General features: G+C 74.2%; 23 protein-coding genes. 17 read left to right on the forward strand and 6 right to left on the reverse strand.

Annotation, left to right across the window (positions count from 1 at the left end; genetic code table 11):
• The first annotated feature begins 74 nt into the window (after nt 1–74).
• The 6 genes from ACZ4XJ_RS12530 (at nt 75) to ACZ4XJ_RS12555 (ending at nt 7652) form a co-directional block, all read left to right on the forward strand.
• Nucleotides 75–1631, forward strand: a complete 1557-nt coding sequence (locus ACZ4XJ_RS12530; RefSeq protein WP_468496140.1) for a hypothetical protein — start codon at nt 75–77, stop codon at nt 1629–1631.
• Nucleotides 1628–3076 (forward strand): NADH-ubiquinone oxidoreductase-F iron-sulfur binding region domain-containing protein, encoded by a 1449-nt coding sequence (locus ACZ4XJ_RS12535; protein WP_383989602.1) that lies wholly within the window; start codon nt 1628–1630, stop codon nt 3074–3076. Before ACZ4XJ_RS12530 ends, ACZ4XJ_RS12535 begins: the two co-directional genes overlap by 4 nt.
• A gap of 146 nt (nt 3077–3222) precedes the next feature.
• Nucleotides 3223–4329: an SCO0930 family lipoprotein gene (locus tag ACZ4XJ_RS12540; protein ID WP_468496141.1), complete on the forward strand. Its 1107-nt coding sequence runs from the start codon at nt 3223–3225 to the stop codon at nt 4327–4329.
• Between the two features lie 50 nt (nt 4330–4379).
• A complete protein-coding gene (locus ACZ4XJ_RS12545; protein WP_468496142.1) occupies nt 4380–5060 on the forward strand; it encodes a hypothetical protein in 681 nt (226 codons plus the stop codon).
• A gap of 220 nt (nt 5061–5280) precedes the next feature.
• Nucleotides 5281–6888, forward strand: coding sequence for a molybdopterin-dependent oxidoreductase (locus ACZ4XJ_RS12550; protein WP_468496143.1), 1608 nt, complete (start codon nt 5281–5283; stop codon nt 6886–6888).
• A gap of 125 nt (nt 6889–7013) precedes the next feature.
• Nucleotides 7014–7652: a fasciclin domain-containing protein gene (locus ACZ4XJ_RS12555; protein WP_362883295.1), complete on the forward strand. Its 639-nt coding sequence runs from the start codon at nt 7014–7016 to the stop codon at nt 7650–7652.
• Nucleotides 7653–7774: 122 nt separating this feature from the next.
• Here the strand turns inward: ACZ4XJ_RS12555 and ACZ4XJ_RS12560 are convergent, their stop codons facing one another.
• Both ACZ4XJ_RS12560 and ACZ4XJ_RS12565 read right to left on the reverse strand, forming a co-directional pair.
• Complete coding sequence (locus tag ACZ4XJ_RS12560) at nt 7775–8065, reverse strand: YkvA family protein (protein WP_362883293.1); 291 nt, start codon at nt 8063–8065, stop codon at nt 7775–7777.
• 17 nt (nt 8066–8082) lie between these two features.
• Nucleotides 8083–8547 carry a MarR family winged helix-turn-helix transcriptional regulator gene (locus tag ACZ4XJ_RS12565; RefSeq protein WP_362883291.1) on the reverse strand — a complete coding sequence of 155 codons (465 nt, stop codon included), beginning with the start codon at nt 8545–8547 and terminating at the stop codon, nt 8083–8085.
• 109 nt (nt 8548–8656) lie between these two features.
• Here ACZ4XJ_RS12565 and ACZ4XJ_RS12570 point away from each other — a divergent pair, with 109 nt between their 5' ends.
• From ACZ4XJ_RS12570 to ACZ4XJ_RS12580, 3 genes are all read left to right on the forward strand, one after another.
• Nucleotides 8657–9232: a DoxX family protein gene (locus tag ACZ4XJ_RS12570; protein WP_468496144.1), complete on the forward strand. Its 576-nt coding sequence runs from the start codon at nt 8657–8659 to the stop codon at nt 9230–9232.
• A gap of 46 nt (nt 9233–9278) precedes the next feature.
• Nucleotides 9279–11081, forward strand: a complete 1803-nt coding sequence (locus ACZ4XJ_RS12575; RefSeq protein WP_362883288.1) for a glycoside hydrolase family 15 protein — start codon at nt 9279–9281, stop codon at nt 11079–11081.
• A gap of 216 nt (nt 11082–11297) precedes the next feature.
• Nucleotides 11298–12644, forward strand: coding sequence for a serine hydrolase domain-containing protein (locus tag ACZ4XJ_RS12580; RefSeq protein ID WP_468496145.1), 1347 nt, complete (start codon nt 11298–11300; stop codon nt 12642–12644).
• An 8-nt stretch (nt 12645–12652) separates the two neighbouring features.
• Here ACZ4XJ_RS12580 and ACZ4XJ_RS12585 read toward each other — a convergent pair whose 3' ends face one another.
• A complete protein-coding gene (locus tag ACZ4XJ_RS12585; protein ID WP_468496146.1) occupies nt 12653–14785 on the reverse strand; it encodes a SpoIIE family protein phosphatase in 2133 nt (710 codons plus the stop codon).
• A 217-nt stretch (nt 14786–15002) separates the two neighbouring features.
• Here ACZ4XJ_RS12585 and ACZ4XJ_RS12590 point away from each other — a divergent pair, with 217 nt between their 5' ends.
• Nucleotides 15003–15731, forward strand: coding sequence for a class I SAM-dependent methyltransferase (locus ACZ4XJ_RS12590; RefSeq protein WP_468496147.1), 729 nt, complete (start codon nt 15003–15005; stop codon nt 15729–15731).
• 40 nt (nt 15732–15771) lie between these two features.
• Here ACZ4XJ_RS12590 and ACZ4XJ_RS12595 read toward each other — a convergent pair whose 3' ends face one another.
• On the reverse strand, nt 15772–16689 hold the full coding sequence (locus ACZ4XJ_RS12595) for an alpha/beta hydrolase (RefSeq protein WP_362883281.1): 918 nt from the start codon (nt 16687–16689) through the stop codon (nt 15772–15774).
• A gap of 214 nt (nt 16690–16903) precedes the next feature.
• Between ACZ4XJ_RS12595 and tdh the strand changes: the two genes are divergently transcribed.
• The 3 genes from tdh (at nt 16904) to ACZ4XJ_RS12610 (ending at nt 20170) form a co-directional block, all read left to right on the forward strand.
• Nucleotides 16904–17932 carry an L-threonine 3-dehydrogenase gene (gene tdh, locus ACZ4XJ_RS12600; RefSeq protein WP_468496148.1) on the forward strand — a complete coding sequence of 343 codons (1029 nt, stop codon included), beginning with the start codon at nt 16904–16906 and terminating at the stop codon, nt 17930–17932.
• Between the two features lie 102 nt (nt 17933–18034).
• Nucleotides 18035–19243 carry a glycine C-acetyltransferase gene (locus ACZ4XJ_RS12605; protein WP_362883278.1) on the forward strand — a complete coding sequence of 403 codons (1209 nt, stop codon included), beginning with the start codon at nt 18035–18037 and terminating at the stop codon, nt 19241–19243.
• A 12-nt stretch (nt 19244–19255) separates the two neighbouring features.
• Nucleotides 19256–20170 (forward strand): LysR family transcriptional regulator, encoded by a 915-nt coding sequence (locus tag ACZ4XJ_RS12610; protein ID WP_468496149.1) that lies wholly within the window; start codon nt 19256–19258, stop codon nt 20168–20170.
• A 94-nt stretch (nt 20171–20264) separates the two neighbouring features.
• Here ACZ4XJ_RS12610 and ACZ4XJ_RS12615 read toward each other — a convergent pair whose 3' ends face one another.
• On the reverse strand, nt 20265–20507 hold the full coding sequence (locus ACZ4XJ_RS12615) for a hypothetical protein (RefSeq protein ID WP_362883274.1): 243 nt from the start codon (nt 20505–20507) through the stop codon (nt 20265–20267).
• 348 nt (nt 20508–20855) lie between these two features.
• The gene (locus ACZ4XJ_RS12620; protein ID WP_362883272.1) at nt 20856–21635 is read right to left on the reverse strand and encodes a DeoR/GlpR family DNA-binding transcription regulator; all 780 of its coding nucleotides are present in this window, start codon (nt 21633–21635) and stop codon (nt 20856–20858) included.
• A gap of 143 nt (nt 21636–21778) precedes the next feature.
• On the opposite strand from ACZ4XJ_RS12620, the gene ACZ4XJ_RS12625 reads away from it, so the two are divergent.
• The 4 genes from ACZ4XJ_RS12625 to ACZ4XJ_RS12640 all read left to right on the forward strand — a co-directional run bounded on the left by ACZ4XJ_RS12625 (nt 21779) and on the right by ACZ4XJ_RS12640 (nt 25631).
• On the forward strand, nt 21779–22681 hold the full coding sequence (locus ACZ4XJ_RS12625) for an SIS domain-containing protein (protein WP_468496150.1): 903 nt from the start codon (nt 21779–21781) through the stop codon (nt 22679–22681).
• Entirely contained in the window at nt 22678–23514 is an 837-nt protein-coding gene (locus ACZ4XJ_RS12630) for a class II fructose-bisphosphate aldolase (protein WP_362883269.1), read from the forward strand. Before ACZ4XJ_RS12625 ends, ACZ4XJ_RS12630 begins: the two co-directional genes overlap by 4 nt.
• 72 nt (nt 23515–23586) lie before the next feature.
• Complete coding sequence (locus ACZ4XJ_RS12635; RefSeq protein WP_362883267.1) at nt 23587–24159, forward strand: hypothetical protein; 573 nt, start codon at nt 23587–23589, stop codon at nt 24157–24159.
• Between the two features lie 281 nt (nt 24160–24440).
• On the forward strand, nt 24441–25631 hold the full coding sequence (locus ACZ4XJ_RS12640) for an acyl-CoA dehydrogenase family protein (protein WP_468496151.1): 1191 nt from the start codon (nt 24441–24443) through the stop codon (nt 25629–25631).
• Nucleotides 25632–25754: the final 123 nt, after the last annotated feature.

Raw genomic sequence — 25754 nt, forward strand, 5'->3', positions numbered from 1 at the left:
GACGCACCAGACGGCATGCCGGTGCGGCCCCCGCGGAGGCCGGTGGCCGAAGGGCCTTCCGGCGCCCGCCCCTGTTGTCCGCTGCCGGAGGTCCGCACCCCGCGGCCGTCTGCGCCGCGGCCCTCGCCGCCCTGCTCGTACTGGCCGTCGCGGCCAGGGCGGGCGCGCTGACGCGCCTGTTCGACTTCCTCGACTACGGCGCCGGCGTCCTCTCCCTCGTATCGCTCACCTCCGCCGTGCTGTGGGGCCTCGCGGCCACGGACCGTACGTTGCTGACCTCCGGTCACCGGATCCTCGCCCAGGGGGCCCACCGCGGTCTCGCCGTCTCGGGCCTCGGCTTCCTCGCCCTGCACGTGTGGGTCAAGATCGCGGAGTCGCAGACCGAAGCCACCGCCGCGTTCGTCCCGTTCACGGACCCGGAACAGCCCGTCCTCATCGGGTTCGGCACCCTCGCCGGCTACCTCTTCGTTTCCGTCGCGGTCTCCGGTGCGGTGCGCAGCGCCTTCGCCACCAAGGGCCGGTCCATGTGGTGGCGGGCCCTGCACATGGGCGCGTACCCGGCCTGGGGGGCCTCGCTGTTGCACGGGTTGAAGGCGGGACGCCCCGCCAGTGCCTGGGTGACCGTCGCCTACGGGCTGTGCCTGGCCGGCGTCGCGGCCGTGCTCTTCCTGCGGATGCGGGCACGGCTGCGCGCGACCCCCGCGCGCCCCGCCGCGCAGCCCACCGCCGCCCCGGCACCGGGGCAGGCGCCGCCACGCAACCCGAAGCCCTTCGTGCGCCAGCCGGCGGAGCAGTCCGGGGAACGCCTCACGGCCCGCCTCGCGCGGCAGTCGGACCGCCGCTCCGGGTCGCCCGCCGCCGAACAGGAAGCCGTGCTCGCCGCGTTCGCCGAAGCGGCCACCGCCCAGATGCCCTCGATCCGACCCGCGTACGCCGAGGCCGCCACCGGGACGGGCACCCCTCCACAGGTCCCGTTCAGCCAACCCGAGGTCCCCCAACCGCTGTTCGCGCAAACGGCCTTCCCGCAATCACCCCCACCCGTCGAACCCGCCTTCGCGCCGGCCGGATCCGTCCCGCCGGCCTTCGTGCCGAACACCTTCGTGCCGAACGCGTTCGGTCAAGGCGCCTTCGCCCAGAACGCCTTCGGGCAGAGCGTGTTCGGCCAGTCCGCGTTCGGCCAGTCCGCCTCCGCGCAACCCGACTTCGGGCCTTCCGACGCGGGTCAACCCGGTCTCGGGCAACCCGGCTTCGGTCAGCAGGGCCAGGGCCAAGGCGACTTCGGGCCGTTCGGCTTCCCCCAGCCGGGGTTCGCGTCCGCCGGGTCCGTGCCGCCGCCCGCCGGCGCTCCGGGCATGCCCCCCTCGTTCGCCGGACAGCCCGTCGGGCGGGAGCAGTTCGCCGTGCCCCCGGTCATCCCGCTGCCCGGCATCCTCTCCCAGGGTGCGGACCCGCTCGCCGACACCCTGCTGATACCGACGGGGGCCGTCGGCCCCGTGGTGGCCGCCCGGGCGGCTCCGCCGGCCGGGCCCGAAGCGGCCCCCTACGCCATGATGTTCATCCCGGGCGGCCCCACCACCACCGCGAACGACCGCCCCGGTACCCCGTTCGACGGCGGACGGGGACGCGCATGACCGGCGTCACCCGGCCGGCCCTCGGCTGCGTCGGACAGCCCCGCCTGCTCGCCGGACTCGACACCGCCACCCGCCTGGACCGCGAGGCCCACCTGAGCGTCCACGGCCCGCTTCCCCCCTACCGTCCCGACGAGCTCACGGACCTGGCGGAGCGCATCGACCTGCGGGGCCGCGGCGGAGCGGGATTCCCCTTCGCCCGCAAGCTCCGGGCCGTCACCCGGACCGCCGCCGGCCGCGAGGGACGTACCGCCGTCGTCGTCAACGGCAGTGAGGGGGAGCCCAGTTGCCTCAAGGACACCGCCCTGCTGCTGCACGTCCCGCACCTGGTGCTCGACGGGGCGCTGCTGGCCGCCGCCGCCCTGGGCGCGGAGGACGTCGTCGTCGGCGTCACCCGGGACGACGTCGAGCAGTCGCTGCGCGCCGCCGTCGCCGAACGCGGCCCGGTCGGCAGCCGGGTCCGCGTCGCCCGCCTCCCCGAACGCTTCGTGACGGGCGAGGGGACCTCCCTCATCAACGGCATCGAAGGCGGCCCCGCGCTCCCGTCCGGGCGCAAGGTGCGCACCAGCGACCGGGGCCTCGGCGGCCTGCCCACCCTGCTCTCCAACACCGAGACCTACGCCCAACTCGCCGTCGCCGCCCGGCTCGGCGCCGACGTCTACCGCGAAGTCGGCACACCCGCCGAACCGGGCACCATCATGCTCACCGTCGGCGGCGCGACCGCCGTCGAGGTGCCGACCGGAACCTCCCTGGCCTACGTACTGGAACTGTGCGGGTCGGATCCCGGCCAAGGAGTCCTCGTCGGCGGCTACCACGGCCGCTGGCTGCCCCCGGCGGCCGCCCGTTCGGTGGCGCTGTCCCGCCAGTCCCTCGCCGCGTACGACGCCGTACTGGGGGCCGGCGCGGTCCTCCCGCTGCCCGAGGACACCTGCCCGGCGGGCGAGATCGCCCGGGTCACCCGCTGGATGGCGGACGAATCCGCGGGCCAGTGCGGACCCTGCGTCCGCGGGCTGCCCACACTCGCCGACGCGGTGGACACCCTCGTGGGTGGCGGCGGCCGGGGCGCCCTGGAAGCCGTGGAGGCCCGCATGCGTGCCGTACGCGGTCGCGGCGCGTGCAGCCACCCCGACGGCACCTCCTCCTTCGTTGCGTCCGCGCTCGCCACCTTCCCCGAGGAGTTGCGCGACCACGCCCTCGGCAGCGGCTGCGGGCGCCGCGTCCTGGGAGCCTTGCCGCTGCCCGCCGACGAGAACCCCGAACGCCTCGTCGTGGACTGGACGCTCTGCAAGGGGCACGGCCTGTGCGTCGACCTGCTGCCCGAGGTCGTACGGCTCGACGCCGACGGCTACCCGTCACAAGCCGTCATGCCGGTCCCCGGAAGGCTGCGCCCGAAGGCCCTGCGCGCCGTGCGCCGCTGCCCGGCCCTCGCCCTGCGCATTCAGGAATGAGCCCGCTGTGAACGTGCTCCGCGTTACGGAGTTCAGGCGTTAGCGCGATCTGACAAATTCGCGGCCATTCGAATTCGACGGACACCGCAGGCCCTATGAATGACCGAGGACGCAAAAGCGCCGGGCAGGAAACCGAAGGAGTGATCGTGATCAGCAAGCGTCGTGCGATAGCTGTCGGATCGGTGGCCGCGGTACTGATGTTCGCGGCAGGCTGCGGGGGTGGCACGAACGCCACCGGAAACGTGAATTCCGTACAGCCGGTCGGAGACGGAAAAGCCATCGGGAAAGACTCCGGATACGGATCGGGCGGATACGGATCGGACGCCGCGGCCGGCTCGGGCTCCGGGTCCGGATCGGCGGCCGGGGGCTCCGCCGCGGAGAAGGCGGGCGCCGCCGGGAAGCTCGCGGTCCGGGCCATCGCCTCGGTGGGCAGCGTGGTCACCGACAGCGCCGGCGCCACCCTCTACCGCTTCGACAAGGACACGCCCAAGCCGCCCAAGTCCTCCTGCGACGGGGACTGCGCCACGGTGTGGCCGCCGGTCCCGGCGGACGACGCCACCGCCGCCGAGGGCATCGAGGCCGGCCTCCTCGGCGAGGTCACCCGTACCGACGGCAGTCGCCAGCTGACCCTCGCGGGCTGGCCCGTCTACCGCTACGCCAAGGACACCAAGCCGGGCGAGGCGAAGGGCGAGGGCGTCGGCGGCACGTGGCACGCGCTGGCGCCGGACGGGAAGAAGGCCATCGACGCGAAGGGCGACGCGAAGGGCGACGCGAAGGGCGGCGCCGCGGGCGAAGGGGCGGACGACGCGGCCGGCAACGCCGAGGGCGGGACGACGGGCGAGGCGGCGAAGCCGGAGGCCGGCGGCGCGGAAGAGGCGAAGCCCGCGGCGGCCGCCGAACTCGCCGTCGCGTCCAACGAAAAGCTCGGCAGGATCCTCGTCGACGGAAAGGGAAACACCCTCTACCGGTTCGACAAGGACAGCGCGTGGCCGATGAAGCTCGGCTGCCTCGGGGCCTGCCTCGACACCTGGAAGCCCGCACCGGTCGTGGACAAGACGAAGGTGTCGGGAATTCCCCAGGAATGGATCGGATCGGTGAAACGACCTGACGGCAGCATGCAATTGACGATCGACTGCTGGCCGGTCTACACGTTCACCGGTGACACCGCTCCCGGGCAGACGAACGGCCACGGCAAGCAGAACCTCTGGTTCGCGGTCAACGACGCCGGCAAGAAGGTCGCGCCGGTCCAGTAGGCCCCGCCGGAGGTGTCCACCAGTCCGCGCCGGACCCCAGTGAGGCAGACGTGTCCGACTCACCCCGCATCACCGCCCGCCACCTCCTGCCGTGTGCCGTCGTCCTGCTCGCCTCCCTGTTGTGCGGCGGCTGCGCCGGACAACAGGAGAAGACGGACCGGGGCGCCGCGGCCACCCGCCAGGACGCACCCGCGGACCTCGGCCCGGTGTCCACCGCCCGCACCGCCACCCTCCAGGAGATCGCCGCCGTCCTCGGCTGCACGGCCGAGGTCACCGTCGACGCGGAGGAGCTCAAGGAGGCGGCCTGCGGGGCCGGGCCGGATTCCTACCGCATGACCACCTTCACCGCCGACCAGGGCCAGCGCGCGTGGCTCGCCGAATCCGCGATGTACGGCGGCACCTACCTCGTCGGCAACCGCTGGGTCGTCACCGCCGCCACCGCCGAGGCCCTGGCTCCCCTGCGCGAACGCCTCGGCGGCACCGTCACGAACGGCACCTCGCACGCCGCGCCCGCCGGGCCGACGGAAGCCCGGCCGGGGGAGCAAGCCGCCGGAGGCCACGGAGCCGAGGGCCACGCCGCGGGCGCCGAGGCGCAGACGCCCGCCGCCGAAGCCCCCACCGCCAAGGCCCCCGCCCCCGAGGCCCCCACCCCCGTAGCCCCCGCCCCCCAGGGCCACGACGCCGGCGGCCACGGTCCCGGCTCCGCCCCGGCGGAGCCCGCCGCCCCCTGAGCCCGTCCGGCCGCGGGGCGCACCCGAACCTCCCACCGGGGTCCTCCTACCAGGCCCCGGTGGGAGTTCCGGCGCGTACGGCGGGCTCGGATTCCGTCCCACCGGCCCGTCCGGCTTCGAGCTCCTCGCCCCGGGCGACCATCCGTTCAGGGGTCGATCAACCCCGCTGAGCAGGTGTTTCACGCGTCAACGGTGGGTCGGATGTCACTCGGGCGGCTGAATGGCCAATCCGCCGACCGGCCGGCACCGAAGACCGGGTGTGAGCATCAACCGCGACACCCTCGCCCGCACCGCTTCGGCGGCGCTGAGCGGTCTGCTGTCCGGCTACGCGGCCCTGGCGGTCGCCGAGCTGGTCTCGGCCGCCGTGCGCCCCGAGGCCGGTCCGGTGACGGCGGTGGGCGGCGCGGCCATCGACCGGACCCCGGCCGCGGTCAAGGACTGGGCGATCCGCCAGTTCGGGACCGCGGACAAACTGGTCCTCCAGCTCGGAATCCTGGCCACCCTGGGCCTGCTCGCGGTCGGACTCGGTTTGCTGGCCCTGCGCCACCGGCGCACCGGGGCGGCCGGGGTCCTGCTGTTCGGGCTCGTCGGTGGTGCTGCCGCCCTGAACCGACCGGACTCCGCCGGCCCGTCCGACGCCCTGCCCTCGGTGGTGGGCGCGCTGGTCGGCGCCGGGTTGCTGTACTTCCTGGTCGGGCGGCTGATCGCCGTACGGGAGGAGAGCGTCGGGGCGGACGGCTGGAGCCGCCGCGGCTTCCTCGTCGCCGCCGGGGCCGCTGCGCTGGCCTCGACGGCGGCGGGCGCCCTCGGTCGACAGCTGAACTCCTCGCGGGGCCGGGGCGCCGAGGCGTCCCGGGCCGCTGTCCGGCTGCCCGCCCCCGCCTCGCCGGCCACCCCACTGCCCCGCGCGGTATCCCTGCGCGTCCCGGGCATCACCCCCTTCACCACCCCCAACGCCGACTTCTACCGCGTCGACACCGCGCTGGTGGTCCCGAAGGTCGACGCCGACACGTGGCGCCTGCGCGTCCACGGAAAGGGCGTGACACGTCCTCGTACCTACACCTACGCCGACCTGCTGGCCCGTGACCTGATCGAACGGGACATCACCTTGACCTGCGTGTCCAATGAGGTCGGGGGCCCGTACGCGGGAAGCGCCCGCTGGCTCGGCGTCCCCCTCGGCGAGTTGCTCCGCGAATGCGGGGTCCGGCCCCCCTCGGGCAAGGGGCCCGCCGACCAACTCGTCGCCCGCTCCGTCGACGGCATGACCCTCGGCTCACCCGTCGAGGACGTCATGGACGGTCGGGACGCGATGCTCGCCGTCGGCATGAACGGCGAACCGCTGCCCTTCACCCACGGGTTCCCCGTCCGGATGCTCGTCCCGGGTCTGTACGGGTACGTGTCCGCCTGCAAGTGGATCACGGACCTCGAACTGACCACGTTCGACGCCTACGACCCCTACTGGGTCAAGCGCAAGTGGGCCCGCAAGGCGCCGATCAAGACCCAGACCCGCATCGACACCCCCAAGCCCTTCGCCCGGCCCGCCCCCGGCACCGTCACCATCGCCGGCGTCGCGTGGGCGCAACACCGCGGCATCCGGCACGTGGAAGTCCGGATCGACGACGGCCCCTGGCAGTACGCCGATCTCGCCGCGGCGGCCGGTACCGACACCTGGCGCCAGTGGTCCCACCCCTGGCAGGCGACGCCCGGCGGCCACACGGTCACCGTCCGCGCCACGGACGGCACGGGCGCGGTCCAGACCGAGGAACGGGCCCGGACCATACCCGACGGCGCCAGCGGATGGCACTCGGTCGTGGTGAGCGTCGCCTGAACGCCGGGACCGACCGGCCCTCCGAACCACCTGTCCCGCTCCCTCTCCCGATTCCTTCCCTTCCTTCCCTTCCTTCCCTTCCAGACCATTCCTTTCCGATCGAGAAAGTCCATAGGAGAACCGTGATGAACACCCGTCAGTTCCGTCGTACCGCCGTCGCCGTCACCGCGGCCGTCGTCCTTCCCTTCGCCCTCGCCGCCTGCTCGGAGTCCGGCAAGGACTCCGCTTCCGGCCCGGCGGCGGACACCACCGCCTCCCAGGCGGCCACCCCCGAGGCGTCCGCCGCGGCGGACGGTCCCTTCGGCCCGGCCTGTGCCGGCGTCCCGAAGGACGGCGCGGGCAGCTTCGACGGCATGGCGAAGGACCCGGTCGCCACCGCCGCCTCGAACAACCCGGCGCTGTCCACGCTGGTCGCGGCCGTCAAGCAGGCCGGCCTCGTCGACACCCTCAACAACGCGAAGGACATCACCGTCTTCGCCCCGACCAACGACGCGTTCGCCAAGATCCCGAAGGCCGACCTCGACAAGGTCCTCGCGGACAAGGCCATGCTGACCAAGATCCTCACCTACCACGTCGTGGGCCAGAAGCTGGCTCCGCGCCAGCTGGAGAACGGCTCCTTCGACACCCTGGAGACCGGCAAGATCACCACGGCCGGTTCCGGTGAGGCCTACAAGGTCAACGGCACCTCGTCCGTCGTCTGCGGCAACGTGCCCACGGCCAACGCGACCGTCTACATCGTCGACACCGTTCTGATGCCGAAGTAGTACGGCCTGCGCGTACGCGCCCCGAGGGGCGCACCTGAACGGACGCTGCGCGGTCCCGGGGAATGGGCCGCGCAGCGTCCTCCGTCCGGCTCCGAGCCGGGCGAGGGTGCGGTCCCGGGCCGTCAGGCGATCCGGTCGGCGGGTCGTCCGGCGGCCCGGGCCGCCGCGTGCAGGGAGCGCAGGGCGAGCAGGAGCACGCCCACGTCGTCGAGGTAGACCGGGTCGGGGATCAGGTCCACCGGCGAGATGGTGTAGACGACGGCGACCCAGAACAGGGCCTTGTCGCGCAGCGGGATCCCGGCGTCCAGCAGCAGCTTCCGGGCCGCGAACACCCGTACCAGCAGTACCGCGGCCACGATCGCGAGGGCGGCGGCGAGGACCGCCGCGATGACCAGCCAGACTTTTCCGTCCATGGGATCCCCTTACCCGCTCAGGCGCCCTGCTCCCGCAATCGGCGGCCGACTTCCCCCAGTCCGGCCGAGAGCGCGTCGAGCTGCTCGGGGGTGAGGACGTCGACGAGGATCTCGCGGACCGTGCTCACGTGCCCGGGGGCCGCTTCCTCCAGCCGGGTAAGGCCCGCGTCCGTGAGGACGGCGAAGACCCCGCGGACGTCGGAGGGGCAGCTGCGGCGACGGACCAGTCCGGCCTTCTCCATCTGAGTCACCTGGTAGGTCAGCCCGCTTTTCGAGTTGATCAGCCCGTTGGCGAGTTCGGTCATGCGCAGTTCGCGGTCGGGCGCCGCGGCGAGCCGCACGAGGATCTCGTACTGCGGGTGCGAGAGCCCCGAGTCGTCCTTGAGCTGCTGGTCGAGACGTCGATTCACCAGGGCGGACGCGGCCAGGAAGCCGTTCCAGGCCCGCATCTCCCGCTCGTCCAGCCATCTCGTCCCGTCCACGGCCCCAGCCTACACGGGTTGTTCCAATTTGAATCAGTGGCTAGGGTCGGGACTGCCGGTTCGAATTTGAACTACTCCTGCCGAGCCGGCCCGACCGGAAGGAACCCCCATGACCAGCGCCTCCGCCACTTCGACGAAGGCCCCGGCCACCGCATCGGCCGAGCGGCGGGCCGCCGCACTCCCGGCGACCGCCACCGCGCCCTACGACGCGGGCCTCCTGCTGCTGCGCGTCGTCCTCGGCCTGACCGTCGCCGCCCACGGCACCCAGAAGCTCTTCGGCTGGTTCGGCGGCGGCGGGATCGACGGCACCGGCCAGTTCTTCACCTCCGTCGGCTACCCGGCGGGCGACGCCATGGCCGTCGTCGCCGGCCTCACCGAGACCCTCGGCGGCCTCGGCCTCGCCGCCGGTCTGCTCACCCCGCTGGCCGGCGCGGCCGTCACCGGCACGATGATCAACGCCATCGCCGTTCACGGCACCGGATCCTTCTTCGCGCCCGAGGGCATGGAGTACGAACTGCTGCTGACCGCGGCGGCCGCCGCCCTCACCCTCACCGGACCCGGCCGCCTCGCCGTCGACCGCTTCCTGCCCGTGGCCGCCCTGCGCTCCCACGGCCTGAAGCAGGGGGCGTTGGCCCTCGCCCTGGGCGTCGTCCTCGCGGCCGTGACGCTCTTGATCCGCAACTGATCGCGCGGACTGATTGACCCCGGGATATTGGGGGAACAGCGGATGAATGACGCACCCCACACAGGCGATCGAAGACTACGCACTCATCGGCGACCTCATGACCAGCGCACTGGTCGGCCGGGACGGGTCCATCGACTGGCTGTGCCTGCCCCGCTTCGACTCGGCCGCCTGCTTCGCCGCCCTCCTCGGTGACCAGGAGAACGGCCACTGGCGGCTCGCCCCGAGCGGCGTCGCCGACGGAGAACCGTGCACGCGCCGCGCCTACGTCGACGGTTCCCTCATCCTGGAGTCCTACTGGGAGACCCCGGACGGCACGGTCAAGGTCATCGACTTCATGCCGCAGCGCGACACCGCACCCGACGTGATGCGGATCGTCGAAGGCGTGTCCGGCCGGGTCACCCTCCACAGCACGCTGCGCCTGCGGTTCGACTACGGACACGTCGTCCCCTGGGTGCGGCGCAGCGAGGGTGACCGGGTCGCCGTCGCCGGACCCGACTCGGCCTGGTTCCGCAGCGAACCCCCCGTCCGGACCTGGGGCGAGGAGAACAGCACCCGCTCGGAGTTCACCGTCGGCGCGGGGGAGAAGGTCGCCTTCGTGCTGACCTGGCATCCCTCGCACGAGCCGCGCCCCGAGCCCGTGGACCCGTACACGGCGCTGGAACAGAGCCTCGCCGACTGGCGGCAGTGGGCTGCCCAATGCCACTACGAGGGCCCCTACAAGGAGGCCGTCACCCGCTCCCTGATCACCCTCAAGGGACTGACGTACGCGCCGACGGGCGGCATCGTCGCCGCCGCCACGACCTCCCTGCCGGAGGAGCTCGGCGGGGTCCGCAACTGGGATTACCGTTACTGCTGGCTCCGCGACTCCACCCTCACCCTCGGCGCGCTCCTCGCCACCGGGTTCCTCGACGAGGCCCGCGCCTGGCGGTCCTGGCTGCTGCGGGCGGCGGCGGGTGATCCGTCCGAGCTCCAGATCATGTACGGGATCGGCGGCGAGCGACGGATCCCGGAGACCGACCTGCCGTGGCTGCGCGGCTACGCCTCCTCCGCGCCGGTGCGCGTCGGCAACGCCGCCGTGGACCAACTCCAGCTCGACGTGTACGGGGAGGTCATCGACTCCCTCCACCTCGCCCGGTCCTCCGGACTCCCCGCGGAGCGGCACGCCTGGCGGATCCAGCTCGCCCTCCTCGACTTCCTGGAGAAGAACTGGCGCCGGCCCGACGAGGGCCTGTGGGAGGTGCGCGGACCCCGCCGGCACTTCGTGCACTCCAAGGTGATGGCCTGGGTAGCCGCCGACCGGGCCGTCCGCACCATGGAAGGGGACCCCGGGATCCCGGGTGACGTGGAGCGCTGGCGGGCCATAAGGGACGAGGTCCACGCCGACGTCTGCGAGCACGGCTTCGACGCCGAACGGGGCACCTTCACCCAGTACTACGGCTCCCGCGAGCTCGACGCGGCGACCCTGCTTATTCCCCGTGTCGGGTTCCTGCCGCCCGACGACCCGCGCGTGATCGGCACCGTCGACGCGGTCCGCGAGGAGCTGGGCCGCAACGGCCTGGTCCGCCGCTACAGCACCGAGGGTCCGTCCGTGGACGGGCTGCCCGGGGACGAAGGGGCCTTCCTGGCCTGCTCGTTCTGGCTGGTGGACGCCCTGCACATGACGGGCCGCGGCGAGGAGGCGCGCGAACTGTTCGAACGGCTGCTGGGCGTGTGCAATGACGTCGGCCTGCTGGCCGAGGAGTACGACCCCGTCGCCGGACGCCAACTCGGCAACTTCCCGCAGGCGTTCAGCCACGTCGGCCTGGTGAACAGCGCCCTGACCCTGGCCGGGCGGGACGTGGCCCAGTGATCCCGCCCCGCTGACGTCCGGCGGCGTCGCCTTCGGGCGGATCCACCCGACGTCAAGTGCCCCGGAAGGGGGAGCCGGCCCTGGTACCGAGGGCCCATGCGACGGGCCCCCGGATCGTCCACCGGGACGATGGGCGGACCCCGCCGGCCCGGAAGAATCGAGGCACAAGGTCGAACGGCGGCCCCGCTACGGGCCGCCCGTACTCGGGGAGATCCTGTGCACTCACACCACGGCCCGCGCGGCCGCTTAGGCGTCGGCGCGGCCGCCGGCGCCATCGTGCTGACCCTCCTGGCCGGGGCGGCCGGGACGGCCTCCGCGGCTCCCGCCGCGGGGACCGACGACCCCGCCGCCGCCTCCCGGCCCACCGGCCTCGACCGCCGGGCGCTCGCCCAGCGCCTCGACGCGGTGCACGCGGCCGGCATGTTCGGCGCGTACGCGTCGGTGCGCGACGGCCGGGCCCGCTGGAACGGCGCCACCGGCCTCGCCGACATCGACACGGGCCGCCGCACGGCCCCCGACCTGCGGCACCGGGTCGGCAGCGTCACCAAGACCTTCACCGCCGTCGCCGTACTCCAACAGAGCGCGGCCGGCCGCGTCCGGCTCGACGCGCCCGTCGGCGACTACGTACCCGAACTCGTGCCCGGCGAGCGCGGCCGGAAGATCACCGTACGGATGCTGCTCAACCACACCAGCGGCATCGCGGACTACATCGCGGAGGCCTTCCCGTCGGTGAAGGAGGGATCGCCGAGCAGCCTGGAGGAGTTCCGTCACCGCACCGTCTCCCCGGCCACCCTGACCGGGTACGGGGTGAACCTCCCGCCGCTGTTCGAACCGGGAACCTCCTGGTCGTACTCGAACACCAACTACATCCTGCTCGGCGAAGTGCTCCGCAAGGTCACCGGCCAGGACCCGGAACGCGTCATCACCCGCGACGTCATCCGCCGCGCCGGCCTGCGCGACACCTGGTTCCCCGGGACCGACCCGCGGATCAGGGGTCCGCACTCCCGCATGTACGAGAGCTTCGGCGGCGCCCTCACCCCGCCGCGCGACTTCAGCGAGTACAACATGACCATGGCGGGCACGGCGGGCGCGCTCATCTCGACCCCGCAGGACCTCAACACCTTCTACCGGACCCTGCTCCAGGGCGGGTTGCTGCCTGAGGCGCAACTGCGCGAGATGCGCACGACCGTGCCCTACCGCGACGAGAACGGCACGGTCCTGCTGCGCTACGGACTCGGCATCTACTCCGTGGACACCCCCTGCGGCCCGGTCTGGGGACACGACGGAGGCGTCTTCGGAGCCGAGACCACGGCGATGTCCACCGCCGACGGCGAACGGCAGTTCGCGGCCGGCTTCAACCTGACGGGCTACCAGCGCACCGACCCCGACGGCAACTCCGTGCCGCACCCCGTGGACGCGGCCCGCACCGCCCTGTTCGACCGGGCCCTGTGCGGCGCCGCGCAGCCCACGGCCCGCGCCGACGCCCCCCGGACCGTCCCGAGCCCGCCCGACACGCTGAGGGCCCCGGCGGCCGGGCCGACGACCTCGGTACAGCGACCGTAACCGCCGCCCTACGGAGCCCGCGTACGGGACGCGAGGAGGAGGGCGATGTCGTCGGGCCGGTCCGCGGTGTCGCCCGCCTCGCCGACCAGCCGGTCGGCCATCTCCGTCAGCGGGGACGGCCGGGCGGCCGCCAGGGCGGCCCGCAACCGCTCCACGCCCGCGTCGATGTCCGTACCCGGCGTTTCCACCAACCCGTCCGTGTACAGCGCGAGCACCGCGCCCGGCTCCAGGCGCAGTTCGGTCACGGGGTACTCCCCGCCCGCGTCGATGCCGAGGACGACCCCGCCCGGCAGGTCCAGCACCTCGGTGCGGCCGTCGGCGTGGCGCAGCAGGGGCTGGGGGTGGCCGGCGCGGACGGCCAGGGCGCGGCCGGATTCCGGGTCGAGCAGGACGTAGCAGCAGCTGGCGAACTGGCCGGGGTCCAGATCGATCAGCAGCTGGTTCGTGCCCCGCATGACCTCCTCCGGCGCGTTGCCGCTGAGCGCGAAGGCCCGTACCGCGCTGCGCAGCTGGCCCATGGTCGCGGCGGCGGACACCCCGTGGCCCTGGACGTCCCCGATGACCAGGGCCAGCGGCCCCGCCCTGGTGGCGATGACGTCGTACCAGTCGCCGCCCACGTCCATGCCGTCGGTGCCGGGCAGGTAGCGGCCCACGGTCGCGACGTTCGCCAGCACCGGCAGCCGGTGCGGCAGCAGGGCGGCCTGGAGCCCGCGTGCCAGCGCCGCCTCGTTGTCGTAGCGCCGCGCCCGCGCCAGGGCCTGGGCGATCAGTCCGGCCAGCGCGGTGAGGACCGTACGCTCCTCCGGGCTGAAGCCGCGCGGGGCGTCGAAGCCGAGGATGCAGGAGCCCACCGGTCGGCCGGAGGCGATCAGCGGGAGGAACGCGCGGGCCCCCACGTCCGCGTCCATAGGGATGCCCGGGTAGGCGGCGGCCAGGTGTTGCATCGACTCGAAGAACAGCGGCCGGCCGGAGGTGAGGGTCTCCACCCCGGGGAGCCGGACGCCGAGGGAGACCCCGTCGAAGCGGTCGAGGAAGCCGGCGGGGAACCCGGTCTCCCAAGCGAGGTACAGGTGCCGTTCGTCGAGGAGGTAGATGGCCAGCTGGCGGCCCCCGAAGGCGGGCAGCAGCTCGTCGGTGACGACGGCCGACACCTGGCGCGCGGTGACCGCCTCGGTCAGGGCGATGGCGAGGGCCACCGGGCGGTACAGGGCCGAGGCGCTGTCGGCCGGCGAACCCAACCCGGAGCCGGGGTTGGCCACCGATGCGGGCGCGTAGGCGGGTTTCTCGGCGGAGCCGATCGTCACCGTCAGCCCGCCCGGACCGGGGAGCAGGCTCACCGACAGCCACTCCTGCTCGGGGTCGGTGCCGCGCCGGGCGGCGAAGTGGACCGGGTCGGCGGACAGGAACACGCCCCGGAAGTGGTCCTCGTACCCGGGGTGGCCGAGCCACGGCAGTGCCTCCCACAGGACGCGCCCCCGCAGCGGTGTCTCGCCCGGCCCGAGCAACTGCCGGGCGGCGGTGTTGGCGAAGCCGATCCTGCCCTGCCGGTCCACGGACAGCACCGCCTGCGGGAGCCGGTCCACGGCTTCCCGGGCGTCACCCGGCGCCGGCGGCGACGGCAGGCAGATCGGGTCGGCGTTCCAGGACACCCGCTCGCCGTCGGCGGCCAGCGCGGCCAGGTCCCTGGCCAGCCGGTCCGCGGCCCTGCGCAGCCGCTCCCGGTCCTCGGTCCCGACCGGTACCCCCGGGGTCGCCGGGCGCAGCACCATCAGCACCCCGAACCGCTCCGGCCCCGCGGTGACGGGCTCGTACAGGGAGGCGAAGGTGAACGGCAGGCCGGCCATCAGCTGGGGGAAGCGCCGCATGGACGCCTCGCCGTCGTGCAGGTGCACCGACTGGCCGGAGCGGTAGGACTCGGCGACCGGGTACGGCCGGTTCACCTGCATCCGCCACCAGGGCCGGAACAGCTGTCCGGGCAGTCCGGCGAGCACGGCCATCCGCAGCAGGCCCTCACTGTCCGTACGCAGGTACACCCCGCCCGCGAACCCGCCCAGGTCCGCCACGGCCCCGACGGTGGCACGCGCCAGCACCCCGGCCGTGGCGCCGGGGGGTGGGCCGCCGCTGTCCGGTCTCGCCGTCACACAGTCAGCATGCGCCCCCGCCGCCGCGACCCGCACCCCGACGGGCGACCCCACGCCGCCCCGCCCGGACACCGGCCGACCGGACACCGGGTACAGCCCCGGCCGCGCGCACCCCGCCCCGTACGCCGTACCGACTGACCCGAACGCCTCCCCCGTCCGAGGGACGCACCCGGTACCCCGGCCGTCACCCGGGCCGGCGGCGGGGAGGCATGCCCGCATGCACCAGCCGTACGACACCCTCGCGCACCCCGCACCCGGCACGGCCTTCTCCGCGGCCGACGCCTTCACGCTCCGCACCGCCCTTGACGCCCTCGGCGGGGTCCGTGACCTCGACACCCTCGACGTCGGCTGCGGCCACGGCGGCTCCGCCGGACTGCTGGCGAGCGGCGGGGCCCGGCGGACCGTGGGAGTCGACAACTGCCCCGACCGCGTCCGGCTGGCCCGGGAGCGGCACGGCGCGGGCGCCCCGGGCCCGGTGGAGTACGTCGTCGCCGACGCCGCCGCCATGCCGCACCTGGGCCCGTTCGACCTCGCGACCGCCGTCTACCTGTTCAGCCACGCCCCCGACCGGACCGCCCTGCACGCCATGTTCCGCGGGATCCGGGCCAACCTGCGACCCGGCGGTCGGCTGCTCTCCCTCGTCCGCAACCCCGGCGCCTTCCCGCGCGTCGATTGGTCCCCGTACGGGATGCGCATCCTGGACCGGGTGCCGGACGGGAAGGCGCCGGCGCTGCTGAAGGCGCAGTTCCTCACCGAACCGCCGCTGCACTTCGAGTACCGGGAATGGGCGCACGCCGATTTCGCCGAAGCCGCCGTCGACGCGGGCTTCACCACGGTGGGCTGGCAGCCCAGCCGCACCCCGCCCGCCGACTCCTCCCGCGACGAGGCCTACTGGACGGCCTACCGCGCCTGGCCGGTCAGCTCCCTGATGACCTGCACGGCCTGACGCGACGACCGTCCGCCGGCCGCGTCCCGGCGGCACCGGGTCAAGGAGAGCCGTCCGTGGCCGAGGCCCGTACCAGTTCCACGATCCGGTCCCGGGCCGTCCGGCCCTCCGGGATGGGCATGAGGGGGTAGCCGTGCGGCAGGCCCGCCTCCTCGTGCCACTCGACCTCCACCCCGGCCCCCCGGGCGCGGCGCAGCAGCTCCCGGCTGTCGGTCGTCAGCACGTCCCGGGTGCCGGTGAACACCGTCATCGGCGCGAGTCCCGCGAAGGAGCCGTGCAGCGGGCTGACCCGGGGATCGTCGGGGGCGAGGACGCCCGCGTACAGCCGGCCCGCCTCCACCAGGCCCGGCCGGGCCAGCATCGGGTCGCCCGGCTCGATCGCGGCCTGGCCCGGGTGGCTCATGGTCAGGTCCAGCCAGGGGGAGATCAGCACGATCCGGGACGGCTGCGCGCCGGTGCGCTCCCGCAGCCGCTGCGCGGCGGCCAACGCCAGTCCGGCGCCCGCGGAGTCCCCGATCAGCACCGTCCCGCCGGCGCCACCGCCCTCGATCAGACCGCTCAGCAGGTCGGCGGCCACCGGGACCGTCCGGTCGGCGGTGCCGCGCGGGGCAAGGATGTACGCCGGTACGACGACCCGGGCCCCCGCCCGGGTGACCAGGGTGCGGATCATCGACCAGTGGGGCCGGACCAACTCGTTGATGTACGCGCCGCCGTGCACGAACAACACCTGCGTCACGGGCTCCTCCCCGCGCGGGGAGACGTCGTACACGGGCCAGGCTCCGACGAAGGTCCGCGAGACCTCGGCGACCCGGCCCAGCGACCGCGGCGGCAGGTGCGAAGACGGCCGGCGGGCGGATTCCGCCACCCGGGCCCGCACCGCTTCCGCACTGGCGAACCGTCTTCGCCGCCCCGTCGCGATCAGCGCGGCCGAAAGCGCCCTGCTGCGCAGACTCGGCACGCCCCTCACCTCCCCTTTTCCCCTGCCCCGGACCCCGGTCCCGGGCCCCTGCCCCGTCACCCGAGGAGCATAGGCGTGAAGCTGCGCTGTCGACCCGCTTAAGAAAGTCTCGATGGACTGATCACCGTCCGAATCGGCACATTGGTGCACGTCAACGACGCCACCCGGGCCCCACCGGCCCCGGCGCCCCCTCCCGCATGCCTGGAGCCACCCCATGAAGGCACTCGTCAAGCACAAGGCCGAGCCCGGGCTGTGGCTCATGGACGTTCCCGAGCCCGAGTACGGCCCCGGCGACGTGCTGATCAAGGTGCTGCGGACCGGCATCTGCGGGACGGACCTGCACATCCGCTCGTGGGACGGCTGGGCGCAGGGCGCGGTCAAGACGCCCCTGGTCCTCGGCCACGAGTTCGTCGGCGAAGTCGCGGCGCTCGGCGCGGACGTCCGCGACATCGAGCTGGGCGCCCTGGTCAGCGGCGAGGGCCACCTGGTGTGCGGACGGTGCCGCAACTGTCTGGCCGGCCGCCGCCACCTGTGCCGCAGCACGGTCGGCCTGGGCGTCGGGCGCGACGGCGCCTTCGCGGAGTACGTCGTCCTGCCCGCGCAGAACGTGTGGGTCCACCGGACGTCCGTGGACCTGGACGTGGCGGCGATCTTCGACCCGTTCGGCAACGCCGTGCACACCGCGCTGTCCTTCCCGCTGGTCGGCGAGGACGTCCTGATCACCGGCGCGGGCCCGATCGGCATCATGGCGGCGGCCGTGGCCCGGCACGCCGGCGCGCGCAACGTGGTCATCACCGACGTCAGCCCGGAGCGGCTGGAGATCGCCCGCAAGGCGGGCGCCACCCTCGCGGTGAACGTCGCCGACTCCTCCATCGCCGACGCGCAGGCGCAGCTCGGCCTGCGCGAGGGCTTCGACATCGGCCTGGAGATGTCGGGCCGCGCCGAGGCCATGCGCGACATGATCGACAACATGACGCACGGCGGCCGCATCGCCATGCTGGGCCTGCCGGCGCAGGAGTTCGCCGTCGACTGGGCGAAGGTCGTCACCTCGATGATCACCATCAAGGGGATCTACGGCCGCGAGATGTTCGAGACCTGGTACGCGATGACCGTGCTGCTGGAGGGCGGGCTCGACCTGTCCCCGGTCATCACCGGCCGCTACTCGCACCGCGACTTCGAGGCCGCCTTCGACGAGGCCGCCACCGCCCGCAGCGGCAAGATCATCCTGGACTGGACGGCGTAACGCCGGACCGGTCCCCCCGACCATCTCCCTCCGGCCGGGCCCCGCACACCCTCCCCCCTCCGCGGGGCCCGGCCCCCCTTCGCCGCACAAGGAGCACCGCACATGTTCGAGTCCGTCCGCGACGACCTGCGCACCACCCTCGACGAGATCCGCGCCGCGGGCCTGCACAAGCCCGAGCGCGTCATCGGCACCCCGCAGAACGCCGCCGTCGCGGTGACCGCGGGCGGCGCCCCGGGCGAGGTCCTCAACTTCTGCGCCAACAACTACCTCGGCCTCGCGGACCACCCCGAGGTCGTCGCGGCCGCGAAGGACGCGCTGGACCGCTGGGGCTACGGCATGGCCTCGGTCCGCTTCATCTGCGGCACGCAGGAGGTGCACAAGGAGCTGGAGGCGCGGCTGTCCTCCTTCCTCGGCCAGGAGGACACGATCCTCTACTCCTCCTGCTTCGACGCCAACGGCGGCGTCTTCGAGACCCTCCTCGGCGCCGAGGACGCGGTCATCTCCGACGCCCTCAACCACGCCTCCATCATCGACGGCATCCGCCTGTCCAAGGCCCGCCGCTTCCGCTACGCCAACCGCGACCTCGGCGAGCTCGAAGCCCGCCTGAAGGAAGCCACCGAGGGCGGCGCCCGCCGCAAGCTCGTCGTCACCGACGGCGTCTTCTCCATGGACGGCTACGTCGCCCCCCTCGCCGAGATCTGCGACCTCGCCGAGCGCTACGACGCCATGGTCATGGTCGACGACTCGCACGCCGTCGGCTTCGTCGGCCCCGGCGGCCGCGGCACCCCCGAACTCCACGGGGTCATGGACCGCGTCGACATCATCACCGGCACCCTCGGCAAGGCCCTCGGCGGCGCCTCCGGCGGCTACGTGGCCGCCCGCGCCGAGATCGTCGCGCTGCTGCGCCAGCGCTCGCGCCCGTACCTCTTCTCCAACTCCCTCGCCCCGGTCATCGCGGCGGCCTCCCTCAAGGTCCTCGACCTGCTGGAGTCGGCCGGTGACCTGCGCGAGCACCTCGCGGCCAACACCGCGCTGTTCCGCTCGAAGATGACGGAGGCGGGCTTCGAGATCCTGCCCGGCGACCACGCCATCGCCCCCGTCATGATCGGCGACGCGGCCGAGGCGGCGAGGATGTCGGAGCTGCTCCTGGAGCGCGGCGTGTACGTGATCGGCTTCTCGTACCCGGTCGTCCCGCTGGGCGCGGCCCGCATCCGCGTGCAGCTCTCGGCGGCCCACTCGACGGCCGACGTGGAGCGCGCGGTGGCCGCGTTCGTGGACGCCCGCGCGGCTCTCGCCGCTGCTCGGGGCTGACATCATGGGGGCGTGATCGACCCCCGCCGGCTGCGCATCCTGCGGGCCGTGGCGGACCACCGTACGGTGACCGCCGCGGCCGCAGCCCTGTACCTCACCCCGTCCGCCGTCTCCCAGCAGCTCGCCGCGCTGGAACAGGAGACCGGCCACACCCTGCTCACCCGCAGCGGCCGGGGCGTGCGGCTCACCGCCGCCGGGGAGATCCTGTTGGGCCACGCCCACGAGGTGCTGGCCCAGCTGGAGCGCGCCGAGGCCGAACTCGCCGCGTACGCGGGCGGCGCGGCGGGCGAGGTCACCGTCGCCGCGTTCGCGACGGGCATCGCCGAGGTGCTGGCACCCGCCCTCGCCCGGCTGGGCCGGGAACACCCGGGCATCCGGCTCCGCGTCCGGGACGCGGAGGGCGACCAGAGCCTGCCGATGCTGCTCGACGGGGAGGCGGACGTCGCCCTGGCCGTCGAGTACCGGGGCGGACCCGGCGCCGACGACGCCCGGCTGTCGCTCGTCCCGCTGTACGCCGAACCCTTCGACGCGGTCCTGCCCGCCGGGCACCCGCTCGCCGACCTGCCCACCGTGGCGCTGGCGGACCTCTCCGACGCCGACTGGGTGGGGCAGCACCCGGGCAACCCCTGCTACGACGTGACCCTGCTGGCCTGCGAACTGGCGGGCTTCCAGCCCCGGTTCGCGCACTCCTCCGACGACTTCCGCGCCGTCACCGCCCTGGTCGGCGCCGGGGCCGGCGTGGCCCTCGTCCCGCGTTCGGCGCTGCGCGGCATGGACCTCAAGGAGGCCCGGGTCCTGCCCGTCGCCGGGCCCGCCGCGACCCGCCGCGTCTTCGCCGCCACCCGACGCGGCGCCGCGTCCCATCCGCTGATCGCCCCGGTCCTCGCGGCCCTGGTCCGCGAGGCGGAGCGGCTGCCGGCGCACTGAGGCGGGGGCGGGCCGGAGGGGGGCGGAGCCGTCGCCCGGCCGCCCGCGCGGATCGGCCGGCGCCGCCGGTCGCGGCCTCAGCCGGCTGCCGTCCTCACTCCGCCTCCGTCAGGACGCGGAACGCCTCGTGCCGTACGTCGGGTCGCGGATGCCTGCGCAGCGCGCGCAGCAGTACCCCACACTCCTCGGGCCGGCTCAGCACGGTGCCCGTCCCGGCCACGAGGGCGGCGGCCGGCAGGCCGGCGCCGACCCGGCCGTCCCGGGCCGGCCGGTCGGCCACCGCCAGCAGGGTCGCGGCGTGCCGCGGCAGTGCGCGGTGTCCCCCGTGGGGCCGCAACCCCCCCCGCCACCTCCCCGCGACGACCACGCCTGCGTCCTCCAGGGCCGCGGCGAGGTCGTCCGTGCGGCGCGCGAGTTTCTCCGGTTCGCCCCAGAGGTCGACCCGGGAGCGCAGCAGGTCCGCGCGTTCCGCAGCGGGCGACGGCTGCCCCGCCGCGCTCCCGGGGGAGGGGGCGGCGTCGGCGCGGGCGGACTCGCCCTCCCCGGCGGCGTGTTCGGCGTCCGGTGGGATGCGGTCGGCGTCCGCGCGGGCGTGCCCGGCGTCCGGCGGGGGCGCGTTCGGTGGGCGCCCGGGCGTGCTGGGGCGTGCTCGGCGCCCGGGCGGGGCCTGCCCCGCGTCCCGGTGTCAGACGCGGACCACTTGCACTCCCGCCGCCTCGAACTCCGCCGCGACCTCGGGCGGGAGGCCGGTGTCGGTGACCAGGACGTCCACGGCGGCGGTCGGGCAGATGCGGGCGAACGCGCGGACGCCGAGCTTCGAGGAGTCCGCCGCGACCACCACCCGGCGCGCCCGCTCGCACAGCAGGCTGTTCACCGCCGCCTCGTCCTCGTGCCGGGTGGCCGCCCCGTCCGCCGGGTCGAAGGCGTCGACCCCGAGGACCGCCGTGTCCACGGTGAGCCGGCCGAGCGTCTCCTGGGCCAGCGGGCCCGTGAGTTCGTACGACTGGGGCCGGGCCACCCCGCCCGACAGCACGATCTTGAACTGGGGCCGGATGACCAGCTCGCTCGCGATGTTCAGCGCGTTGGTGACCACGGTGAGCGCGGGGGAGCCCGTGGCCAGGTCCGGGCGGGCCGCCAGCGCGCGGGCGACCTCCGTGGTCGTGGTGCCGCCGGTCAGGCCGATCACCTCGCCCGGCGCGATCAGCGCGGCGACCGCCTCGCTGATCCGCTGCTTCTCGGCGGCCCGGCGGGACGTCCGGTAGCGCAGGGGCAGTTCGTACGACACCCCGTGCGGCACCGCCCCGCCGCGCGTGCGGACCAGGAGCTGCTGCTCCGCGAGCTGGTCCAGGTCGCGCCGGATCGTCGCGGCGGACACGCCGAGCAGCTCGGCGGCCGGCTCCACCTCCAGCCCGCCCCGCTCCACCAGCAGGTCCAGCAGTCTCTGCCAGCGTTCCTTGCGGGTCATGGCGCCCTCCCGAGTTCTCCCCTGGCCGCCGCTTCGGCCCCGTCGTCGAGATTAACCCAGGCCGCCACCCCGAAGATGCTTGAAGTTGCGCGAAAGGGCCCGCTACCTTGCAGGAACACGCACCCACGGCGCAGGGAGCCCGCATGAGTCACGTCGCGAACGAGTTGGCCACGCAGCCCGATTGCTGGGAACGGGCCGCCGAACTGGCCCCGTCCCGGCGGGCCGTACTGCCGAAGCCCGGAGAACGCACCGCTATCGTCGGGTGCGGAACCTCGTACTACATGGCGCAGGCGGCCGCCGCACTGCGCGAGGACGCCGGACAGGGTGAGACCGACGCCTTCCCCGCCTCCGAGTTCCCCCGCCACCGGCGCTACGACCGGGTGGTGGCACTGACCCGCTCCGGGACCACCACCGAGGTACTGGACCTCCTCGCCGGGCTGAAGGAGGCCGGGGTGCCCACCACCGCCGTCATCGGGGACCCCGACACCCCGGTGATCGCCCTCGCGGACGAACTGGTCGTCCTCGACTTCGCCGACGAACGCTCCGTCGTCCAGACCCGGTTCGCCACCACCGCCCTCACCCTGCTCCGGGCCCACGTCGGCGCGCACACCCCGGCCGCCGTCGCCGACGCCCGTACCGCGCTCGGCGCCCCGCTGCCGGCGGGCGCCGAAACCCGGGGCCAGTTCACCTTCCTCGGCCGCGGCTGGAGCGTCGGACTGGCCCACGAGGCCGCCCTCAAGATGCGCGAGGCCGCCCTGTCCTGGGCCGAGGCCTACCCGGCCATGGAGTACCGGCACGGCCCCGTCAGCGTCACCGGCCCCGGCTCCGTCACCTGGTCACTGGGCGACGCCCCCGACGGCATCGCCGAGCAGGTCCTCGGTACCGGCGCCGCCTGGGTGGCCGGCACACTCGACCCGCTCGCCGAACTGGTCCGCGTCCACCGGCTGGCCGTCGCCGTCGCCGCGCACCGCGGCCTGGACCCCGACGCGCCCCGCAACCTGACCCGCTCGGTCGTCCTCACCCACGCCGAGGGAGCCGTCCGATGACCCTCACCACCACCGGGACCCTCGTCGCGGAGGCCGCCGCCGGCGGCCGCGCCGTGGCCGCCTTCAACATCATCACCCTGGAGCACGCAGAAGCCGTGGTCGAGGGCGCCGAACGCGCCGGGCTCCCCGTCATCCTCCAACTCAGCGAGAACGCCGTGAAGTTCCGGGGCGGCGCCCTGCTGCCCATCGCACGCGCCGCCGCGGCCTGCGCCGAGGCCGCCCGGGTGCCCGTCGGCCTGCACCTCGACCACGTCAAGAGCCCCGACCTGCTGCGCCGCGCCGTGGACGCCGGGTTCGGGTCGGTGATGTACGACGCCGCGCACCTGCCGTACGCCGAGAACCTGGAGGCCACCCGCTCCGCCGCCGACTGGGCCCACGTCAACGGGTTGTGGATCGAGGCCGAACTGGGCGAGGTCGGCGGGAAGGACGGCGCCGCCCCGCTGGACCCGCACGCGCCCGGCGCCCGTACCGACCCGGACGAGGCGCGCAGGTTCGTCGCCGACTCCGGCGTGGACGCCCTGGCCGTCGCCATCGGCAGCAGCCACGCCATGACCAGCCGCACCGCCGCCCTGGACCACGCACTCCTCGCCCGACTCGCCAAGACGGTCGACGTACCCCTGGTCCTGCACGGCTCCTCCGGCCTGCCGGACACCGAACTCGCCGCCGCGGTGGCCGGCGGCATCCGCAAGGTCAACATCGGCACCGCCCTGAACGTCGCCATGACCGGGGCGATCCGCGCCCACCTGACCCCGGCCGACCCCCGGCCCTACCTCACGGCCGCCCGCACCGCCATGGCGGACACGGCCGAGGCTATGATCAGCGCCCTGAACTGACGGGACGGGGCACCGGGCGGGCCCGGCCGCCCCGGACCTGCGGCCGGCGGCGGGGGAGCGGGGGCGGGGACCATGGACGACCAACGGGGCCGCGCCCCCGGCCGGGGCGACCGCCGCCGGTTCCTCGCCCTCACCGGTGGGGCCGCGCTGCTGTTCACCGCCGCCGGCGCGGCCGCCCTGTGGCCCGGCCCGCAGCAGGACCCGCACCCGGGGTCGGAGTCGGGGTCGGAGCCCGACCGGCAGCGCGTGCGGACCGACCCCGCACCCCTGAACAGCCGCTTCGAGCCGGCCCTCGGACCGCTCGCCGACCCGCACTGGCTCGGCTACGACATCGACGCCTCCTCCGCCGACCGCTTCCTTCCCGGCCCGGACTCCCGGATCCGGCTCGTCGGCATCGCCCGGATGCGGCCCGGAGCCGCCGCGCGGATCGTCGAAGGCTCCGGCCACGCCTTCGGGCCGGCCGAACTCCCGGACCCGCCCGCCCGTTTGCGGGCCCACGTCCCGGCCGGCGCGCGGTGGCAGGGCAGCCCGGGGTTCGACGCGGCCGCGAACCGACCCGGGCCCTCGGTCGCACCGTCGGGCACCTACCGCCTCGACGCGGGCCGCGACCTCGTCTGGTTCGACGTCGTCCTCCTGCACACCTGAGCGCCACACCTGAGCGGCACACCTGAGCGCCACACCTGAGTGGCGCGCCGGAGCGGCACATCCGGGCGGCTTCCTCCGGGGTACCCGCCCCTGGAGTTCGGCGCCACCCCGGCCCGCCTCGCCGACGGCCGCCTCGACGCCGCGGCACTGGTCACCGGAGAGGCGGGGGTCGGGGGCCCGGACGCCACCTCCGCCTCCCCCTTCCGAATTCTTGTAACGGGTTCTAGTCTGACCGCCGCCATCACAGCGACCGGTTGGACCGCGAGACTCCCGGAGGGGCCGTGCACCTCGAATACACGCCTGAGCAGCAGCAGTTGCGCACCGAGCTGCGCGCCTACTTCGCCGAGCTCGTGCCGCAGGACGTCTACGCCCGCTACGAGGACCCGGCCGCCCAGAAGCGCTTCTACCGGGAAACCATCCGCCGGCTCGGAGCGGACGGCTGGCTCGGCGTCGGCTGGCCCGAGGAGTACGGCGGGCGCGGCATGTCGCCCATGGACCAGTTCATCTTCTTCGACGAGGCCGCGCAGGCGGTCGTCCCGCTACCGCTGATGGCCCTCAACACCGTCGGCCCCACGATCATGCAGTTCGGCAGCGAGGAGCAGAAGGCGTACTTCCTGCCCCGGATCCTGTCCGGCGAGATCGACTTCGCCATCGGGTACAGCGAGCCGGACGCCGGCACCGACCTCGCCGCGCTCAAGTGCAAGGCCGTGCGCGAGGGGGACGAGGAGAGCGGCACCTACGTCGTCAACGGACAGAAGATCTGGACCACCAACGGCGACACCGCGGACTGGGTCTGGCTCGCCGTCCGCACCGACCCGGACGCCCCCGCGCACAAGGGCATCACCATGCTCCTCGTACCGACCGCCGACCCCGGATACTCCTGCACCCTGATCAACACCCTCGCCTCGCACGACACCACCGCCAGCTACTACGAGGACATCCGGGTCCCCGCGAGCCGCCGCGTGGGCCAGGAGAACAAGGGCTGGCGGCTGATCACCAACCAGCTCAACCACGAACGGGTCACCCTCGCGGCCCACGGCACCATGGCCATCCGCGCCCTGCACGACGTACAGCGCTGGGCGGCGGATACCAAACTCGCCGACGGCCGACGGGTCATCGACCTGTCCTGGGTGCGGGGCCGGTTGGCCCGCACCCACGCCCGTCTCGACGCCATGAAGCTGCTCAACTGGCAGATGGTGAACGCCGTGCAGTCCGGCGCCCTCACCCCGCAGGACGCCTCCGCCGTCAAGGTCTACGGCTCCGAGGCGCGCAGGGACGCGTACGCCTGGCTGATGGAGGTGGTCGGCGCGGCCGGCTCCCTCAAGGACGGCTCCGCCGGAGCGGTCCTGCACGGCGAACTCGAACGCGGCTACCGCAGCGCCGTGATCTTCACCTTCGGCGGCGGCAACAACGAGATCCAGCGCGAGATCATCTCCTGGATCGGCCTGGGCATGCCCCGAGTCCGCCGCTGACCTGACCTGACCTGATCCGACCTGCCCCGGCCGCGACCGCGCGACGGCGTACCGGGGCGGGCCGCGGCGCCCCCGGTGTGGCGCCGTGATGCCCGAGGCGATCACCGCGGGGCCCGCCCACCC

The sequence above is a fragment of the Streptomyces sp. NPDC029836 genome (genome assembly GCF_055574495.1).

Excerpts from the sequence above, each read along its gene's own strand:
- ACZ4XJ_RS12570 (WP_468496144.1), top strand. The coding sequence starts at position 8,657 with ATGACCAGCGCCTCCGCCACTTCGACGAAGGCCCCGGCCACCGCATCG.
- ACZ4XJ_RS12550 (WP_468496143.1), top strand. The coding sequence starts at position 5,281 with ATGGCCAATCCGCCGACCGGCCGGCACCGAAGACCGGGTGTGAGCATC.
- ACZ4XJ_RS12590 (WP_468496147.1), top strand. The coding sequence starts at position 15,003 with ATGCACCAGCCGTACGACACCCTCGCGCACCCCGCACCCGGCACGGCC.
- ACZ4XJ_RS12620 (WP_362883272.1), bottom strand. The coding sequence starts at position 21,635 with ATGACCCGCAAGGAACGCTGGCAGAGACTGCTGGACCTGCTGGTGGAG.
- ACZ4XJ_RS12555 (WP_362883295.1), top strand. The coding sequence starts at position 7,014 with ATGAACACCCGTCAGTTCCGTCGTACCGCCGTCGCCGTCACCGCGGCC.
- ACZ4XJ_RS12625 (WP_468496150.1), top strand. The coding sequence starts at position 21,779 with ATGAGTCACGTCGCGAACGAGTTGGCCACGCAGCCCGATTGCTGGGAA.
- ACZ4XJ_RS12635 (WP_362883267.1), top strand. The coding sequence starts at position 23,587 with ATGGACGACCAACGGGGCCGCGCCCCCGGCCGGGGCGACCGCCGCCGG.
- ACZ4XJ_RS12575 (WP_362883288.1), top strand. The coding sequence starts at position 9,279 with ATGACGCACCCCACACAGGCGATCGAAGACTACGCACTCATCGGCGAC.
- ACZ4XJ_RS12630 (WP_362883269.1), top strand. The coding sequence starts at position 22,678 with ATGACCCTCACCACCACCGGGACCCTCGTCGCGGAGGCCGCCGCCGGC.
- ACZ4XJ_RS12560 (WP_362883293.1), bottom strand. The coding sequence starts at position 8,065 with ATGGACGGAAAAGTCTGGCTGGTCATCGCGGCGGTCCTCGCCGCCGCC.
- tdh (WP_468496148.1), top strand. The coding sequence starts at position 16,904 with ATGAAGGCACTCGTCAAGCACAAGGCCGAGCCCGGGCTGTGGCTCATG.
- ACZ4XJ_RS12535 (WP_383989602.1), top strand. The coding sequence starts at position 1,628 with ATGACCGGCGTCACCCGGCCGGCCCTCGGCTGCGTCGGACAGCCCCGC.
- ACZ4XJ_RS12605 (WP_362883278.1), top strand. The coding sequence starts at position 18,035 with ATGTTCGAGTCCGTCCGCGACGACCTGCGCACCACCCTCGACGAGATC.